This is a genomic window from Aquitalea sp. (assembly GCF_030150775.1).
Lineage (GTDB): Bacteria > Pseudomonadota > Gammaproteobacteria > Burkholderiales > Chromobacteriaceae > Aquitalea > Aquitalea denitrificans.
Genome location: NZ_JASLFG010000019.1, coordinates 1 through 17,707 on the forward strand (window position 1 = coordinate 1; position 17,707 = coordinate 17,707).

Here is a 17,707-nt window from a genome sequence, read left to right on the forward strand (position 1 = left end):
GATCTGGCCTGGGCTGCCGGCGACATGCGCGCCCGCGGCTTCATGCTGGGCGGCACCGCTGGCCGCACCACCCTGAACGGTGAAGGCCTGCAGCACGAAGACGGCCACAGCCATATCCAGGCCGGCCTGATCCCGAACTGCATCAGCTACGACCCGACCTACGCCTACGAGCTGGCGGTGATCCTGCAGGACGGCCTGCGCCGCATGTATGTCGAGCAGGAAGACGTGTTCTACTACATCACCCTGATGAACGAGAACTACACCCACCCGGCCATGCCACAAGGCGCCGAGCAGGGCATCATCAAGGGCATGTACCTGCTGAAGGACGGCGGCGACGCCAAGGTGAAGGTACAGCTGATGGGCTCCGGCACCATCCTGCGTGAAGTGATTGCCGCGGCCGACCTGCTGCGCAACGACTTCGGCATCGCGTCCGACATCTGGAGCGTGACCTCCTTCAACGAGCTGCGTCGTGACGGCATGGAAGCTTCCCGCTTCAACCTGCTGCACCCGACTGAAGCTGCCCGCAAGTCCTTTGTCGAGCAGCAACTGGAAGGCCGCAGTGGTCCGGTGATTGCCGCTACCGACTACATCCGCAACTACGCCGACCAGATTCGCGAATACGTACCGGGTCGCTACGTGGTACTGGGTACCGACGGTTTCGGCCGCTCCGACAGCCGCGCCAAGCTGCGCGAGTTCTTCGAAGTGGATCGTCACTACGTTGCCGTGGCTGCCCTGTCCGCCCTGGCCCGCGAAGGCAAGATCGAAGCTGCCAAGGTGGCTGAAGCGATTGCCAAGTACGGCATCAAGGCTGACAAGCTGCCTTCCTGGAAGGCATGAGGCCGGGCCGGATACGGCCAAGCTTGAGGTAGCGAGCCCGCCCCGCCGGGGCTGGCTTGCAACGTAGCCGAATATCGGTGGCGGCACCGTGCAGGTGCCGCCGCTCTACGGATGGAAAGCTCATGAGCAATCTGATCGAACTGAAAGTGCCCGACATCGGTGGGCACAGCAATGTAGACATCATCGAAGTATTCATCACCGCCGGTCAGACCGTTGCGGTGGACGACTCGCTGATCACCCTGGAAACCGACAAGGCCACCATGGAAGTGCCGGCTGAAGCTGCCGGTGTCATCAAGGAAGTGAAAGTCGCCGTTGGCGGCAAGATTTCCGAAGGCGACGTCATCGCCATCCTGGAAGTCGGCGCCAGCGCAGCCGCGCCTGCTCCGGCCGCCGCGGCACCTGCTGCTGTTGCACCGGCCCCGGTTGCCGCCGCTCCGGCAGCTGCACCGGTTGCCGCCGCACCTGCCGCTCCGGCTGCCAGCGGTCGCATCGACATCGTGGTGCCGGACATCGGCGGCCACAACGGTGTGGACGTGATCGAAGTATCGGTCAAGGTGGGCGACGTGATCAGCGTGGACGATTCCCTGATCACGCTGGAAACCGACAAGGCCACCATGGAAGTGCCGGCCACTGCCGCTGGCAAGGTTGTTGAAGTCAAGGTTGCCGTTGGCAGCAAGGTAAGCCAGGGCGACCTGATCGTGGTGGTGGAAGGCGCTGTTGCCGCTGCTGCATCGGTAGCCGCTCCTGCTGCCGCACCGGCCCCGGCTGTTGCTGCACCTGCCCCGGCTCCTGTCGCCGCTGCACCTGCTGCTGCCGCCCCGGCTGCTGCCAGCGCCAGCCTGCCCGCCATCAACGAAGCCAGCTTCTCCAAGGCCCATGCCGGTCCGTCGGTACGCCGTCTGGCCCGCGAACTGGGTGTGGACCTGGGCCGCGTCAAGGGTACGGGCCGCAAGGGCCGCATCATCGACGCCGACGTGAAGGCCTTCGTCAAGAGCGTGATGCAGAACCCGGTGGCTGCCGCTCCGGCCGCTGCTGGTGGTTCCGGCGTGGGTCTGGACCTGCTGCCGTGGCCGAAGGTGGACTTCGCCAAGTTCGGCCCGATCGAAACCAAGCCGCTGTCGCGCATCCAGAAGATTTCTGGTGCCAACCTCAGCCGCAACTGGGTGATGATCCCGCACGTGACGTTCAACGACGAGTGCGACATCACCGAGCTGGAAGACTTCCGCAAGACCATCGGCAAGGAATGGGAAAAGTCCGGCCTGAAGATTTCGCCGCTGGCCTTCATCATCAAGGCCGCTGCCGAAGCCCTGAAGGCATTCCCCACCTTCAACAGCTCGCTGGACGGTGACAACCTGGTGCTCAAGCAGTACTACCACATCGGCTTTGCAGCTGACACGCCGAATGGCCTGGTGGTACCGGTCATCAAGAACGTCGACCAGAAGGGCATCAAGCAGATCGCCAAGGAACTGACCGAGCTGTCGCTGCAAGCCCGCGAAGGCAAGCTCAAGCCGACCGACATGCAAGGCGCCACCTTCACCATCTCCAGCCTGGGTGGCATTGGTGGCAGCAGCTTCACCCCGATCGTGAATGCGCCGGAAGTGGCCATCCTGGGTGTGTGCAAGAGCCAGATCAAGCCGGTATGGAACGGCAAGGAATTCGCACCGCGCCTGATGTGCCCGCTGTCGCTGTCCTTCGATCACCGCGTGATCGACGGCGCTGCTGCCGCGCGCTTCACCGTGCATCTGGGCAAGCTGCTGTCCGACGTGCGTCGCCTGATCCTCTGAAATCGTGAGTAAGGAGTGGGGAGTCGCGCCTGCTGCAGGCAGGTGCTCCCCATCGGGAAAACGAACTGATAAAGGAAGTGGGTGGTGGATGGCGGGTGGAGTAACTCCCTACTCGCCATTCCCCACTCCCAAAAGCCATGAGCAATCTGATTGAACTGAAAGTCCCGGATATCGGCGGTCACAACAATGTGGACGTGATCGAAGTCTTTGTGAAGCCGGGCGATGTGGTGAGCAAGGACGACAGCCTCATCACGCTGGAAACCGACAAGGCCACCATGGAAGTACCGGCGGAAACCGCTGGTGTGGTGAAGGAAGTCAAAGTGGCCGTAGGCAGCAAGGTGAGCGAAGGCGACGTGATCGTCATCGTCGAAGCCGCTGCCGCCGCCAGCGCCGCCCCGGCAGAAGCCAAGCCGCTGGAAACCACCGGTGTGGCCTCGGCCCATACTGACGCCGGCTTTGCCCCGCCGGCGGCACCGGTTGCCGCCAGCCATGGCGGTGGTGCCGACATCGAATGCGACGTGATGGTACTGGGCGGTGGCCCTGGCGGTTATTCCGCCGCCTTCCGCGCTGCCGACCTGGGCCAGAAAGTGGTCATCGTCGAGCGTTACTCCACCCTGGGTGGCGTGTGCCTGAACGTGGGCTGCATCCCGTCCAAGGCCCTGCTGCACAATGCCGCCGTGATTGACGAAGTCAGCCATCTGGCTGCCAACGGCATCAAGTTCGGCAAGCCGGAAGTGGATATCGACCTGTTGCGCGGTTACAAGGAAAAGGTCATCGGCAAGCTGACCGGCGGCCTGGGCGGCATGGCCAAGGCGCGCAAGGTGCAAATCGTACGTGGCAATGGCCGCTTTATCGACCCGCATCACATCGAAGTGTCGGTCACTACCGGCAACGGCCGTGAAGAGAGCGGCGAGAAGACCATCGTCAAGTTCAACAACGCCATCATCGCCGCCGGTTCGCGCGTGGTGAAACTGCCGTTCATCCCGGATGATCCGCGTGTGGTGGACTCCACCGGCGCGCTGGAACTGAAAGCCGTACCGGAAAAGATGCTGATCATCGGTGGCGGCATCATCGGTCTGGAAATGGGTACTGTTTACTCCACGCTGGGCGCACGCCTGGACGTGGTGGAAATGCTGGATGGCCTGATGCAGGGTGCCGACCGTGACCTGGTTAAGGTATGGCAGAAGTGGAATGCACACCGCTTCGACAACATCATGCTGAACACCAAGACCGTGGCCGTCGAGCCGAAGGCAGACGGCGTGTACGTCACCTTCGAGGGCGAACAGGCACCGAAAGAACCGCAACGTTACGACCTGGTGCTGTACGCCACCGGCCGTGCGCCCAACGGCAAACTGCTGGGCGCGGAAAACGCCGGCGTGGCCGTGACCGACCGAGGCTTCATTCCGGTGGACAAGCAGCAGCGTACCAATGTGCCGCACATCTACGCCATCGGTGACATCGTCGGTCAGCCGATGCTGGCGCACAAGGGCGTGCATGAAGGCCACGTTGCCGCTGAAAACTGCGCCGACCACAAGGCCTTCTTCGATGCCCGCGTGATTCCGGGTGTGGCCTATACCGATCCGGAAGTGGCCTGGGTGGGCATGACCGAAGATGAAGCCAAGAAACAGGGCATCAAGGTGGAGAAATCCGTCTTCCCGTGGGCTGCGTCCGGTCGTGCCATTGCCAATGGTCGTGATGAAGGCTTCACCAAGCTGATTTTCGATCCGGCTACCCATCAGGTGATTGGTGGCGGCATTGTCGGTCCGCACGCCGGCGACATGATCGGTGAAATCTGCCTGGCCATCGAAATGGGCTGCGATGCCGAAGACATCGCCAAGACCATTCACCCGCACCCGACCATGGGCGAATCCATCGGCATGGCCGCCGAAGTGTTCGAGGGTAGCTGCACGGATCTGCCGCCGCAGCGCAAAAAGTAAGTGTGCAGCCCGGCCGCAATACCGGGCAGCACGCTGCAGTCCCGGCCCGCTTCTGGCGGGCCGCGTATTATCTCTCTCAGTCTTGTGGCGGATCATTCCGCCATTTTTTATGGCAGAACGCCTTGTCGCGCATGCCGACAGCCCTCGCCAGACTGAACCAGTTTCGCTACCATCAGTCGGATTCCAGATGAATGCCGACATGCTGCCACGAACCCATCCCCTTGCCTTGTCCTCCGCGCTGGCCCTGACACTGTGTGCTACACCAGTGTGGGCCAAGGTGGATTACACCGTCAGCGTGGATGCGCCATCGACACTGGCCAGCCTGCTGAGTGATCATCTCGAGCTGGTTTCCGCACGTAATGACCCGGATCTGGACGATTTCCAGTTGCAGGCCATCATCAAGGAAACGCCCGGGGCTGCCCAGGCATTGCTGGAAACCGAAGGCTATTTCACGTCAACCATCCGCGTGGAAGAGCAGGGTGAGCATCATTATGTAATCAGGGTCGATCCCGGCGAGCCGGTCATCATCGACGATGTTACCCTGCAACTTGCCGGTGACATCCGCCAGCAAGCCGACTACCAACAACGGCTGGCGGCGGTGCTGGAGGCCTGGTCGCTGCCCATTGGCGCACCGTATCGGCAGGACGACTGGAGCAGCAGCAAACGCGCCATCCTGCGCCTGCTGACCGTAGACCGCTTCCCGCTGGCCCGCATCGTCAAGAGCCAGGCGGATATCGATCCGCACACACATCGCAGTCAGTTGCTGGTACAGCTGGACAGCGGCCCGCTGATCCGTTTTGGCCCCACCCATATCACCGGTAACAAGCGCTACCCAGTCAGCGTAGCAACCGGGCTGGCTGATTTTCAGCAGGGCGATCCTTATCAGCAAAAAAAGCTGCTGGACTACCAGGCGGCGCTGGAGCAGGCCGCGCAGTACTCCGGCGTGGTGGTGAGTGCCGACATGGCCCGCATCGACAATAACCAGGTGCCGGTAGAAGTAAGCCTGACCGAGTTTCCCAAGCAGAAACTGGAGCTGGGTCTGACTTACGATTCGGAAGACGGCCCGGGTACCCGCATCGGCTACGACTACTACAATCTGTTTGGCAAGGGCTGGACCGGCTCTGCCTTGCTGGACTGGAAAAACAGCGACCGCAACCTGAGTTTCGGTCTGGGCTTTCCGCGTCAGGCAGACAATTACTCCCACTCCATCACGTCTTCATTCAAGGAGACCGATATCCAGGGGGTGAAAACCACCACCATCGATGCTGGGGCCTGGCGCATCCGCTCGCATGAAAAAATCAATGCCCGTTTCGGGGTGGAATTCATTCAGGAAAAGGAAACCATCGGCAATACCCCCAGCAACAACACCCGCGCCCTGCTCGGGGTGTTTGGCTGGACGCGGCGCGATGTGGACGATAGCCTGCGTCCCCGTTCCGGCACCCTGCTGGATGTTTCGCTTTCCAGCACGCTAGGCGGCGTGCTGTCCACCACCAGCTTTGTGCGCGGCTATGCGCGTGGAGTGAGCTACTGGAGCCCTTGGCCCAAATACGGCACGCTGCTGACCCGGCTGGAAATGGGGCAGGTGTGGGCCAAGGATAGCGATGAAGTGCCGTCCTCCCAACTGTTCCGCGCCGGTGGTTCCAATAGCGTGCGGGGTTACGCCTACCAGAGCCTGGGTTTGCCCGGAGCCGACGGTGCCGTGGTAGGAGGACGGGTAGTGGCAACCGCCACCCTGGAATACCAGATTCCGGTTGCCAAGGATTGGGCCATCGCCCTGTTCCACGACGCTGGTAATGCGGCCCAAAGCTGGCAAAGCTTCAAGCTGGAGCACTCCAATGGCATCGGTGTGCGCTGGATGAGCCCGGTGGCACCGCTATCCATGGATATTGCCAAGGCGGAAAAAGACGGCAAACTGCGCTGGAACATGAGCTTGGGGCTGGCTTTCTGATGCAGGGACAACCATTGCCAGATCCGGCGGTACCGCCGGAAGCGCCAACGCCGCCCCGACGACCCCGTCGCCGTTGGAAGCTTGGCCTGTGCTTGCTGCTGTTGTCCATGCTGCTGGCTGTGCTGACCTGGCTGACCGGCAATGCCCAGGGTTTTGCCTGGCTGTGTCAGCAGTTACCGGCATTGAGCAATCAACAGTTGAGCATTGCCCGCAGTGAGGGGAATTTGTGGTCCGGTTTTACCTTGCACGATATCCGCTGGCGTTCACGCTACCAAGATGTCGATATCGACCGCTTGCAGCTGCAATGGCAGCCCGGAGATATATGGCAGGGCCGTCTGCAGGTGCAACTTCTTGATATCGGCCATGTCCGGCTGAGCAGTCGTCCCGCCCCGGCCACGCCACCGGCAGGTGCGCCAGCCTCGCTCTCCCTGCCGCTGGAAATCCGGGTGGAACAGCTGCAACTGGCCAGCCTGACCCTGCTACCTGCGGATGTCCGGTTTTACGGTTTGCAGGCCAGTTATGCATATCAGCATCAACAGCATCAGTTGCAGCTGAAGCGTCTGCAAACCCCGTGGGGCAGTGCCAGCGCCGGGCTGAATATTGCCGATGTCACTCCGTTTGCCACGCGTGGCCAGCTTACGGCTCAGGGAGAACTGGAGCAGATTCCCGTGCAGGCCGATCTGAAGCTGGCTGGCAACCTGCTGGCGCTGCAGCTAGATGCGACGGGTAGCGGCAAAGGCATGCTGGCCGAAGCCCATGGAACGTTACGGCCCTTTGCCTTCAACCCCTATAACCGTTTCGGGCGACTGGATGTCAGGGTGGGTGGCATCAATCCCCAGTCGCTGTTTCCGGCCTGGCCCAAGGCGCGGCTGGGCTTTGCCGTGCATGCTGAACCAGATGGTGGTACCCGCATCAAGGGTGGATTATCCCTGCTCAACAGCCAGCCGGGGCCGGTATCTGCCAGCCAACTTCCCTTGTCGCTGCTGGTGGGTGAGTTCCGGGCCGATGACAAGATGCTGTATCTGGACAAGCTGATGGCCCAGTTGGGCGCGGGCCAGCTCAATCTGACCGGCAAGGTAGAGCCGCGCGCACTCGACATTGTGGCGCTCATCCACAATATCAGCCTTAAATCGCTGCATGCGGCCGCCCCTGACGACATCATCAGGGGCACTGCACGCATTGCAGGGCCCTTGATAGGGCCAGATATCCGGGCCAGCCTGTATGGCAAGGCCCTGCAGTTGGAAACCGCGCTGGGTTTCGAACAGGATGCTGCTGGCAGGACATTGCTGTTACGTCAGCTGGATCTGACCGCCGGCGCCGGCAAAATGAACGTGTCCGGCAAGCTGGGGCTGGAAGGAAAACAGCTATACCAGCTGGAAGGCAAGCTGCTGAAGGCTGATCCGTCCCGACTGCAAACTGGTCTGCCTGTGGGTGAGTTGAATGCGGCCATCAAGGCCAGCGGTCAGTTGACCCAGCCACTGGCGGGCAAGGTGGCTTTGCAGTTTGCACCCAGCCGCTTGTCCGGTGCACCGCTGAGCGGCCAACTGACGGCGGATTGGCAGGGCCAGCGTTTACGCCAGTTGCTGGCCGATCTCACCTTGGCCAATAACCGTCTGCAAGCCAGTGGTTCGTATGGTGCCGTTGGAGACAAGCTCAAGCTGCTGATTGATGCCCCCAATCTCTCCCTGCTGGGCCGTGGTTTTTCCGGCACAGTCAAGGGGCAGGCCGAACTGGCAGGCACGCCCAAAGCGCCATTGCTCAGCACCAGTCTGCGTGCTGACCGGCTGCATCTGCCTGGTGATTTGTCCGTGCAGAGTCTGAGCCTGGATGGCGACATCAAGGCTGATCCCGGCAGCCCCTTCCGTTTACAACTGGTCGCAGACAAGCTGCAGGCCGGTAGTTTCAGCGCCGAGCAGCTGCGGGCGCAGGGCAATGGCACGCGTACGCGCCACCATGTACAGCTGGATGGCCGCTTGCGCCTGGCCGGACAGGCCTATCAGCTGCAACTGGCCGCCAGTGGTGGTTTGCCCGTTAACAGCGGGCAATGGCAGGGCGTGCTGGAGCGGCTGGAGCTATCCGGCAAGCCCGGGCTCAGCCTGCAGTCACCGCTGGCGCTGGAGGCGGGTGCCGCACGAATCCGGCTGGGTGCCGCGCGCCTGAATCTGCTGGGCGGGAGTGTGTCGCTGGCCGAACTGGAAAGCAGCAACGGGGTTCTGTCCACGCGTGGGCATGCCGAAGGCCTGCATCTGGCTGAACTGGCAGGGCTGCTGCAACTGCCGGTCGAACAGAATCTGGTACTGGATAGTGCCTGGAGCTTGAATCTCAATGGCAAGCAGCCACAAGGACAGCTTTGGCTTAAGCGGGTAGCTGGTGATATCCGTCTGCCTGCCGAGGCTGGGCGGCCTGCGCCGCTAGGCCTGAGGTCGGCGCAAGTCAATATGCGGTTTGATGGCGGCAGCCTGCGTTTCGACACCGCCATTGACAGCCAGTATGCCCAACTGACCGGCAAGGGCAGCCTGCCGTGGAATGGTGGTCATATTGACGCCCGGACACCGCTGGCTGCCACTGCTACGGTGTCGTTGCCATCGCTGGCGGCACTGGCGCAGCTGTCTTCCCCGGCACTGGAGCTAGGTGGCCAACTGTCTGCCAACTTGGCTTTGACTGGCCCGTTAGGCCAGTTGCAAGGGCAAGGCAGTATCCAGGGTAGCCAGTTGCTATTGGCCGACCACAGAACCGGCATCCGCTTGGGGGATGGTGTGCTGCAGGCACATCTGAATGGTCGTAGCCTGGTGTTGGACCGCTTGCGCTTTGCCAGTGGACAGGGGGATGTGGTGGCCAGCGGCAGCCTGGATTTGAAGGACTCCGGGCCCGATGCCGTGGTCCGGGTGGTGTTAAACAAGTTTAGCGTATTCGACAAGCCCAGCCGCAAGCTGGTGGTGTCCGGCAATGCCGAACTGAGCATGGTGGAACACAAGATTGCCCTGACCGGGCGTATCCGTGCCGACCAGGGGCGGATCGACCTGCCCAAGGGTGGTGCGCCGACACTGAGCGACGATGTGATCGTCAAGGGACGCAAGCCGGCGGAACCATCGGCATTTGCCAGCCTGCCGCTGACCGTGGCACTGGATCTGGATCTGGGGGACCGTTTCCGCTTTGTCGGCCAGGGCCTGGATGTGGAGCTGACCGGGGTGGTCAAGGTAACGGCCAATCCAGGCCTGCCGCCAGGGGCGCGTGGTCAGGTACGGGTAGTGAAAGGCCGCTACAAGGCTTATGGCCAGGATCTGGATATCGAACAGGGCATCATCAGCTTTGTGGGGCCGCTGGATAATCCGGCACTCAATGTTGTGGCCAAGCGCCACCTGTCCCCTGTCGGGGCCGGGGTAGAAGTGTCCGGTAGCGTTTCTTCACCCCGCATCCGCCTGGTGGCTGATGAATCGATGTCGGAAAAGGACAAACTTGCCTGGCTGGTGCTAGGCCATGCGGCCAGTGGTGACCGGGATGACTCTGCGCTTGCTGCATCCGCCGGCATGATGCTGGCCGGCTCCATTAACGACCACGTTGGCCTGTTCGATGAACTGGGCATGGCCAGCCGCAAGGAAAGAACCCTGGCAAATGGTACGGTTAGCCCGGCTGAGCAGGTGGTCACGGTAGGGCGGCAGCTTACCCGCGAGCTGTATCTGGGTTACGAATACGGTGTGACCAGTGCCGATCAGGCCGTCAAGCTGGCGTACCAGTTGAGCAAGGGGTGGTCCATGGTCTTGCGGGTGGGTACCAATACATCAGTGGAGTCACGCTACACCCTGCGCTTTGATTGATATCGTGCTCCCTTATTGCCGCAGAATTCACGGCAGGCCAGGGCCAGCCCCTGCTGGCTTGCCGATGAAACTGCTCTTTGTTCCGGTATCGCACTAGCTCGGTTTTCTTTCAGTCTCTGCACTCTTATATCAGCACTTGCGGAGACCCCATCATGTTTAGTCCCATCTTGCCAGGCATCCAGAACATTGCCGACGAAATGATCGCCTTGCGTCGCCAGCTGCATGCACATCCCGAACTGGGTTTCGAAGAATTCAATACCAGCCGGCTGATCCGGGAAAGACTGCAGGCCTGGGGCTATCAGGTTTGCACGGGCATCGGCGGCACCGGCGTGGTAGCCAGCCTGCAGTGTGGCAAGGGGCCAAGCATCGGTTTGCGGGCCGATATGGATGCCCTGCCCATTCAGGAGACAAGCGGCCGGGCCTGGGCCAGCCAGATTGACGGCAAGATGCATGCCTGTGGCCATGACGGGCATACCGCCATCTTGCTGGCTGCTGCTTGTGAACTGGCACGTACGCGCCGCTTTGCTGGCACGCTGCACCTGTTCTTTCAGCCAGCGGAGGAGGGGCATGGCGGTTCCGGTGCCAAGCGCATGCTGGACGAGGGCTTGTTCCAGCGCTTTCCCTGCGATGCCATTTTTGCCCTGCACAACATGCCAGGCATTCCTCTGGGTCAGCTGGGTTTTCGTGCCGGAGCCTTCATGGCGTCCACCGATACCATCACCATTCGCCTGCATGGAACCGGCGGCCATGGTGCCATGCCGCAACAGGCCATCGACCCGGTCGTGGTGGCGGCCTCGCTGGTGATGGCCCTGCAGACCATCGTGTCGCGCAATGTGCCGCCGCAGGAAACCGCAGTGCTGACCGTGGGGGCCATTCAGGCCGGTGAAGCGGCCAACGTGATTCCCTCCATGGCGGAGTTACGGCTCACGGTCAGGGCGCTCCGCCCGGAAATCCGTGAGCTGCTGCACCTGCGTATCCGCCAACTGGCCGAACAACATGCTGCTGCCTATGGTGCCACGGCAGAGATCACTTTCGAACATGGCTATCCGGTGCTGATCAACGATGATGTCATCACCCGTCAGGCCAGCTTGCTGGCCCGTGAATTTCTGGGGCCCGGTAATGTGCAGGAAGACATGGATGCCCTTACCGGCAGCGAAGATTTTGCCTACTGGCTGGAGCAGGTGCCGGGTTGTTATTTCATTGTCGGCAATGGAGATGGCGCTGGTGGCTGCATGGTGCATAACCCCGGATACGACTTCAACGACGAGGCCCTGCCACTGGCAGCCAGCTTCTGGGTTCGGCTGGTGGAGTACTGGCTGGCAACGGGCAGTGCATCTGCCGATGCCACCGTCTGAACCTCTTTAATTGCACCGGAGCAGTCGCTTCCAGCTTTTCCCTTCCTGAACGCAGGGATGTTCCATGGCCAAAAAAATAATTCTTGATTGCGATCCGGGTCACGATGATGCCATCGCCATGCTGCTGGCACATGGCAGCCCGGCCATCGAACTGTTGGCCATCACCACGGTGGCCGGTAACCAGACACTGGAAAAGGTTACCCGCAATGCACTGGCGGTGGCCGATATCGCCGGGATCAAGGTGCCGATTGCCGCCGGGTGTGACCGTCCGTTGGTGCGGCCACGCGAAATAGCGCCTTCCATTCATGGTGACAGCGGCATGGACGGCCCGGTGCTGCCGCCTCCCACGCGGCAGGCCGACTCCCGGCATGCGGTGGACCTGATCATTGAACTGATCATGGCGCACCCGCCGGGTGAGATTACTCTGGTGCCAACCGGTGCGCTCACCAATATTGCGCTGGCGGTGCGCAAGGAGCCGCGCATTGTCAGCCGGGTGTGCGAGGTGGTGTTGATGGGTGGTGGCTATCACACGGGAAACTGGAGTGCCGTGGCCGAGTTCAATATCAAGATCGACCCGGAAGCCGCGCATATCGTGTTCAATACCCCCTGGCCGCTGACCATGGTGGGGCTGGACCTAACCCATCAGGCGCTTGCCACCCCCGAGGTGCAGGCGCGCCTTGCTGCAATGGGAAGCCGCCCAGCTCGCTTTGTCGAGGAATTGCTGCTGTATTTTGCAGACAGCTACCGCCGCGAACAGGGCTTTGCCGCCCCGCCAGTACATGACCCCTGCGCTGTGGCTTATGTGATAGACCCGCAGGTAATGACGGTACGCAAGGTGGCACTGGATGTGGAGCTGCACGGTGCCCTGACGCTGGGGATGACAGTTGCCGACTTCCGTCAACCACCCGCAGAGGACTGTCATACCCAGGTGGCGGTACAACTGGATCACCGCTATTTCTGGCAGATGATTGAAGACGCTTTGCGCGTTATCGGGGAGGGGCAGGCATGAGTCGTGCCAGTCAACCCGGTCTTGCCAGCCTGATGACGGCACTGCTGGCAGCCTGCATAGCCTTTCAGCTCAATGCCAGCATGCTCAGTCCGGTATTGCTCACCATGGCCAAAGAGCTGCAGGCCAGCGAGGCCGCGGTGGGCTTGTCGCAAACCGCATTCTTTACCGCTGCCGCGCTGTTTTCCCTGTTCTTGCCCCGGCTGGGCGACATGCTGGGACGACGGCGCGTGTTGCTGGGCATGTTGCTGGTGATGCTGGCCGGCAGCGTGCTGGCTGCCATGGCACCGTCGGTGGCCGTGCTGCAGTTGGCGCGGCTGATACAGGGCGTGTCCGGGCCGGTGGTGCCGGTCTGTCTGTTGATGCTGTACCACGAGGTGGACGACCCACAGCGTTATGGCCTGCTGATGGGGGTAATTACCGCAGTCAACGGCGGCATTGCAGGTATCGACGCGATTGCCGGTGGCTGGCTGGCAACCGTCTTTGGTTTCCGGGCGGTGTTCTGGTGCATTGCACTGTTTGCTGTACTGGCGTCTGTGCTGGTTGCCTGGCTTGCTCCGGAGTCCAGACCGTCTCCGCAGGCACGCATGGATTGGTACGGTGTGGGCTGGCTGGTGTTATCGCTGGGCAGTCTGTTATGGGCACTGCACCTTGCCGCCGCAGGCCGTGATGCCGACTGGCTGCTCAGCGCAGGCATGGCCGCGGTGGGAATGCTGGGACTGGGCCTGTTTCTGTATACCGAACAGCGCAGCAGCCATCCGCTGCTTGCCTTGTCCCTGCTGCGGCAGCGCTGCATCTGGCCCTTGCTGCTGACTACGGTGCTGACGATGACTGGTGTGTTCGCCATCATTAACGGACTGGTGATGGCACATGCCCAACAGACTGTTGGCGGCTTTGGTCTGTCAGCAGAACGGGCAGCCTGGCTGTTGCTCACCCCTTATGCGTTGGTGGGATGGTTGGTGGGGCCGTTGGCCGGCCAACTGGCACCGCGCTGGGGATATGGTCGGGTGTTGCGGCTGGGGCTGGCAGGTAGCCTGCTGGCGATTGTCCTCATGCTGACACAGGGCTTGTCCAGTCTGGGGTGGATGATGGCTGCCACGGTGCTGGCCGGTGTGGCTTATGCCGGTACCGCCAACATCATGCTCAATGGTCTGGGTGTTGTGCTGTCACCCGCGGGTAGCCCGGGACTGTTGCCGGGCCTTAACGCAGGCGCTTTCAATCTGGGTGCCGGCCTCAGTTTTGCCTTGCTGCCGGCAGTACAGTCGCTGCGGGGTAGTCCATCTGATGGCATGTTGCTTGGCCTTGGCATCGTGGTACTGGCTGGTGGCTGTTCCTTGCTGATCCCGCGCCCCGGGCAAGCCGAAAGCGTGGCGTCGGCCGGGGTGTCACAGGATAGCTTCGTCTAGCTGGGACGCCAGGCTGTCCGCAGTCTGTGGTCTGCCCAGCAGATAACCCTGAATGCCACCGCAACCGAGCTCGCGCAAATAGTGATGCTGGGCCTCGGTTTCCACACCTTCGGCCAAGGTGCTCATCCCCAGCGCCCGGGCCAGATGGATGATGGCGGAAACAATGGCGGCATCCTCGCTGTCGCCGGGTAGCTCGCACACGAAGGAGCGGTCGATCTTGATGGTGTCCGGGGCGAAGCGTTTGAGATAGGCCAGGCTGGAATAGCCGGTACCAAAGTCGTCCACTGACAGCCTCACTCCCATCGCCTTGATGATAGCCAGCTGGCGAGCAGCCAGGTCGGCATCTTCCATCAGTGTGCTTTCAGTGACTTCGATTTCCAGGCAATGGCCGGGCAGGCCGCTTTCCTGCAATGCTGCACTGACATCATCGATGAAATCCATGCGCGCCAGCTGACGTGCCGAGACATTCACGGCAACCTTGGGTAGCCACAGACCTTGCTGACGCCAGCGGGCCATCTGCATGCAGGCTTCGCGCAGCACCCAGCGTCCCAGTGGAACAATCAGACCGCTGTCTTCGGCAATCGGAATAAAGCGGGACGGCATGATCAGGCCTTCCTGCGGGTCTTGCCAGCGCAACAGTACTTCACAACCGATCAGGGCATTGCTGTTGATGTCGTATTGTGGCTGGAACAATAGGAACAGCTCCTCTTGTTCCAGTGCATTGCGCAGCCGGTTTTCCAGTTGCAGCCGGTCGGCAACCTGGGTGTTCATTTCCCGCGTGTAAAAGCGGAAGGTGTTCCGGCCATGGGTTTTGGCATGGTACATGGCCAGATCGGCATTCATCAGCAGGGTCTGAATATCCTGGCCATCATCCGGCAACAGACTGATGCCGATGCTGCAGCTGACAACCAGCGAGGTGCCATTCATGTCAAATGGCAGTTGCATGGCGCGCAGGATACGTTCGGCAACTTGCGCGGCTTCATCAGGTTGGCCGATGGCCGGGAGGATCAGCACAAATTCGTCGCCACCGGTGCGGCCTACGGTGTCCAGCTCCCGTACGGCGCTGCATAGCCGGCCAGCCACCTGCTTGAGCAACGCATCACCGGTGTTGTGGCCCAGGGTGTCGTTGATGTTCTTGAAGTGATCCAGATCGACAAACAGCACGGCCAGCTGGCCGGACTGGCGTTCAGCCAGGCGGATGGCTTGCTGCAGGCGGTCATTGATCAGAATGCGGTTTGGCAGGTCGGTCAGTGCATCGTATTCGGCCAGATGCTGGATACGGGCTTCGTGCTCTTTACGCTCGGAAATATCGGTAAAGAAGGCAACATGGTGGGTGATCTGTCCGTGCTCGTCAGTCAGCACGCTGATATTGAGCCACTCGGGGAAGGCCTCACCATTTTTGCGGCGGTTCCAGATTTCGCCAGACCATTGCCCGCGTTCTTCCAGGCAAGCCCACATGCGCCGGTAGAAGTCGGCATCGTGCTGGCCGGAAGCCAGCATTGCGGGCGACTGTCCCAGCACATCCTGCTCGGTGAAGCCGGTAATCTGGGTAAAGGCCCGGTTTACCGCCAGAATGCGGTTATCGGCATTGGTAATCAGGATGGCTTCATTGCTGGATTCGAACACCTTGGCTGCCAGGCGTTGCTGGCGGGCGGCATGATGACGCTGGCTGATGTCCCGCGCGGTGGCGCACAGATAACGTATACCCTGGTAGTCCAGCCCGGTCAGGGTCACTTCCAGATGCATATGCCCCTGCCGACATTGCAGCCGGGTTTCAAAAGTATGTGGCAGCACCTGGCCTGCATGTGAAAACAGTTGTTGCGACAGTTGGCTGCGCAACGTCTCGTCCTGCCCCATGCAATCCTGGGCGGCGCGGTTGGCGTAAACCAGCACGCCGTCTGCAGTTTGCAGGGCGACCAGATCTGTCGCATGGTCAATCATGAAATGGCTGAGCTTCAATTCGCGTGTGCTGGATTCCAGCTCGGCATGGCTGCGGCGCAGGTCAAGCTGGTAGCGGGCCACCAGTGCGTTCATCCAGCGCACAAAGAACCAGGACAGCAGGCCGGCACTGGCCATGGCCAGCAGGGTCATCAGCAGTGTGGCCTTGATACGGCCCAGCAATTGTCCTTCCAGCGCGGTACTGGCTTGTATGCTGCTGTCGCGGATGGACTGGATATGCATGGCGTTGACCAGGGTCCAGTCCCAGCCAGGTAGCCGGCGGGCATAGGCCAGGTGGCTGACCGGTGCACCGTTTTTGCCAGCAGGAATGCTGTATTCCATAAAGCCACCCTGCCGCCCCAATTGCATGGCCTCCAGCACCCGCTTGCGCAGTGCAGGGGTCAGCGCCAGGTAGTGGCGGCCCTGCAGGGCCGGATTGGCCGGAAACAGTTGCAGCACGCCCTGGCTGTCGATGACCATCAGGTCATCGTTATCCTTGTCCAGTTGCATACTGGCAAGCAGGGCAAGGGCGCGCTGTTGCAGCGAGGCTTCTACATTGGCAATGTATTCGCCACTGCCGATCAGCCAGCCATAAGGCGCAAATTGTCGCGAATAGGCAATCTTGTCGGCCATCATCCGGCGGGCGGGCAAGTACCAGCGGTAACTGGCATAACCTTCTTGGGTAGGGGTGCTGACCGCCTTGATCAGTGATTTCATGATGTAGCGGCCTTGATCATCCCGGTTTTCCAGCAGCGAGCTGCCTTCCAGCTTGGGTGCGGTTGGTAGCAAGACGCAGCGGCCACTCATGGTGTCAATAAAGAAATAACCGCGACCATCAAAAAAACGCAGGGGTCGCAGCGCCTCGATGATCAAAGCCTGTACCCGTGCCGGCGGTAGGCGTGCGTGCTCCTGCTGCCAGATGCCATCGGCCACATGATAGGCCTGATCCACCTGTTCCTTGAGTTGCTGCTTGAGGGTATCGGTGGCATGGGCGCGCAAGGCCAGCAGGGTCTGTGCGGTATGGTCGCCGGAGGATTGGAGATATTCCTGCGCATGCCTATAGGCATCGCCTTCCACTTGCTGTTGGCGCGCGTGGAAGTCTTTCCAGCTGGTCAGCAGGAAATAGGCCGCCAGTGTGATAGCCAGCAGGAAAATGATGAGCAGGGTGCCAAGCAGCTGCAAGCGCGACAGCCTGGCCTGGTTTCTCTCCATTGATAAATATATTCCACATAAATAGCTGCTCAGTATAAATGAATACTATCTGGGCACTAGTAAAAAGTGCCACAACTTTGATCTGCTTCAGGTAAAATCGCCGGTTGGAAGTCAGACAGACAGTCGCCGCGCTGCTGCGCAAGTAGTGGCGGGGAGGAAAGTCCGGGCTCCGCAGAGCATGATGCCGGCTAACGGCCGGGCGCCGTGAGGCGACGGAAAGTGGAACAGAGAGCTGAACCGCCGATGGCTGACTTGTCAGCACAGGTAAGGGTGAAAAGGTGCGGTAAGAGCGCACCGCGGACGTGGCAACACGGACGGCAGGCTAAACCCCATCAGGAGCAAGACCAAATAGGGGGGCGTTAACGTGGCTCGCGTTGTCCCCGGGTAGGTTGCTTGAGACTGTCGGTAACGGCAGTACTAGAGGAATGACTGTCCAACGACAGAACCCGGCTTATCGGCTGACTTCCAA

The 17,707-nt window shown here is 61.1% G+C and carries 9 protein-coding genes and 1 other RNA gene; 9 read left to right on the forward strand and 1 reads right to left on the reverse strand.

The genetic code is table 11. The features are described 5' to 3' along the window. The 8 genes from QVF59_RS06350 to uriT all read left to right on the forward strand — a co-directional run. Window positions 1-837, forward strand: an 837-nt coding sequence (locus QVF59_RS06350) for a transketolase-like TK C-terminal-containing protein (protein ID WP_502866797.1), incomplete at its 5' end; no start/stop codon positions are given. A gap of 122 nt (window positions 838-959) precedes the next feature. Continuing rightward, complete coding sequence (gene aceF / locus QVF59_RS06355) at window positions 960-2,621, forward strand: dihydrolipoyllysine-residue acetyltransferase (protein WP_287878152.1); 1,662 nt, start codon at window positions 960-962, stop codon at window positions 2,619-2,621. Window positions 2,622-2,758: 137 nt separating this feature from the next. Next, a complete protein-coding gene (lpdA, locus tag QVF59_RS06360) occupies window positions 2,759-4,558 on the forward strand; it encodes a dihydrolipoyl dehydrogenase (RefSeq protein WP_287878154.1) in 1,800 nt (599 codons plus the stop codon). A gap of 199 nt (window positions 4,559-4,757) precedes the next feature. After that, a complete protein-coding gene (locus QVF59_RS06365) occupies window positions 4,758-6,506 on the forward strand; it encodes an autotransporter assembly complex protein TamA (RefSeq protein ID WP_240902561.1) in 1,749 nt (582 codons plus the stop codon). A gap of 107 nt (window positions 6,507-6,613) precedes the next feature. Beyond that, window positions 6,614-10,321: a translocation/assembly module TamB domain-containing protein gene (locus QVF59_RS06370; protein WP_287878156.1), complete on the forward strand. Its 3,708-nt coding sequence runs from the start codon at window positions 6,614-6,616 to the stop codon at window positions 10,319-10,321. Window positions 10,322-10,473: 152 nt separating this feature from the next. Beyond that, window positions 10,474-11,676, forward strand: a complete 1,203-nt coding sequence (locus tag QVF59_RS06375) for a M20 aminoacylase family protein (RefSeq protein ID WP_159874599.1) — start codon at window positions 10,474-10,476, stop codon at window positions 11,674-11,676. A gap of 64 nt (window positions 11,677-11,740) precedes the next feature. Then, window positions 11,741-12,685 carry a uridine-preferring nucleoside hydrolase UriH gene (uriH, locus tag QVF59_RS06380; protein ID WP_287878157.1) on the forward strand — a complete coding sequence of 315 codons (945 nt, stop codon included), beginning with the start codon at window positions 11,741-11,743 and terminating at the stop codon, window positions 12,683-12,685. Further along, a complete protein-coding gene (gene uriT / locus QVF59_RS06385; RefSeq protein WP_287878159.1) occupies window positions 12,682-14,088 on the forward strand; it encodes a uridine transporter UriT in 1,407 nt (468 codons plus the stop codon). The genes uriH and uriT overlap by 4 nt, the downstream gene beginning before the upstream one ends. Here the strand turns inward: uriT and QVF59_RS06390 are convergent. After that, on the reverse strand, window positions 14,068-17,238 hold the full coding sequence (locus QVF59_RS06390; protein ID WP_287878160.1) for a bifunctional diguanylate cyclase/phosphodiesterase: 3,171 nt from the start codon (window positions 17,236-17,238) through the stop codon (window positions 14,068-14,070). The genes uriT and QVF59_RS06390 overlap by 21 nt on opposite strands. A 107-nt stretch (window positions 17,239-17,345) precedes the next feature. Between QVF59_RS06390 and rnpB the strand changes: the two genes are divergently transcribed. Beyond that, window positions 17,346-17,707: RNase P RNA component class A (gene rnpB / locus QVF59_RS06395), an RNA gene on the forward strand.

Excerpts from the sequence above, each read along its gene's own strand:
- lpdA (WP_287878154.1), top strand. The coding sequence starts at position 2,759 with ATGAGCAATCTGATTGAACTGAAAGTCCCGGATATCGGCGGTCACAAC.
- aceF (WP_287878152.1), top strand. The coding sequence starts at position 960 with ATGAGCAATCTGATCGAACTGAAAGTGCCCGACATCGGTGGGCACAGC.
- QVF59_RS06370 (WP_287878156.1), top strand. The coding sequence starts at position 6,614 with ATGCTGCTGGCTGTGCTGACCTGGCTGACCGGCAATGCCCAGGGTTTT.
- QVF59_RS06365 (WP_240902561.1), top strand. The coding sequence starts at position 4,758 with ATGCTGCCACGAACCCATCCCCTTGCCTTGTCCTCCGCGCTGGCCCTG.
- uriT (WP_287878159.1), top strand. The coding sequence starts at position 12,682 with ATGAGTCGTGCCAGTCAACCCGGTCTTGCCAGCCTGATGACGGCACTG.
- uriH (WP_287878157.1), top strand. The coding sequence starts at position 11,741 with ATGGCCAAAAAAATAATTCTTGATTGCGATCCGGGTCACGATGATGCC.
- QVF59_RS06390 (WP_287878160.1), bottom strand. The coding sequence starts at position 17,238 with ATGGAGAGAAACCAGGCCAGGCTGTCGCGCTTGCAGCTGCTTGGCACC.
- QVF59_RS06375 (WP_159874599.1), top strand. The coding sequence starts at position 10,474 with ATGTTTAGTCCCATCTTGCCAGGCATCCAGAACATTGCCGACGAAATG.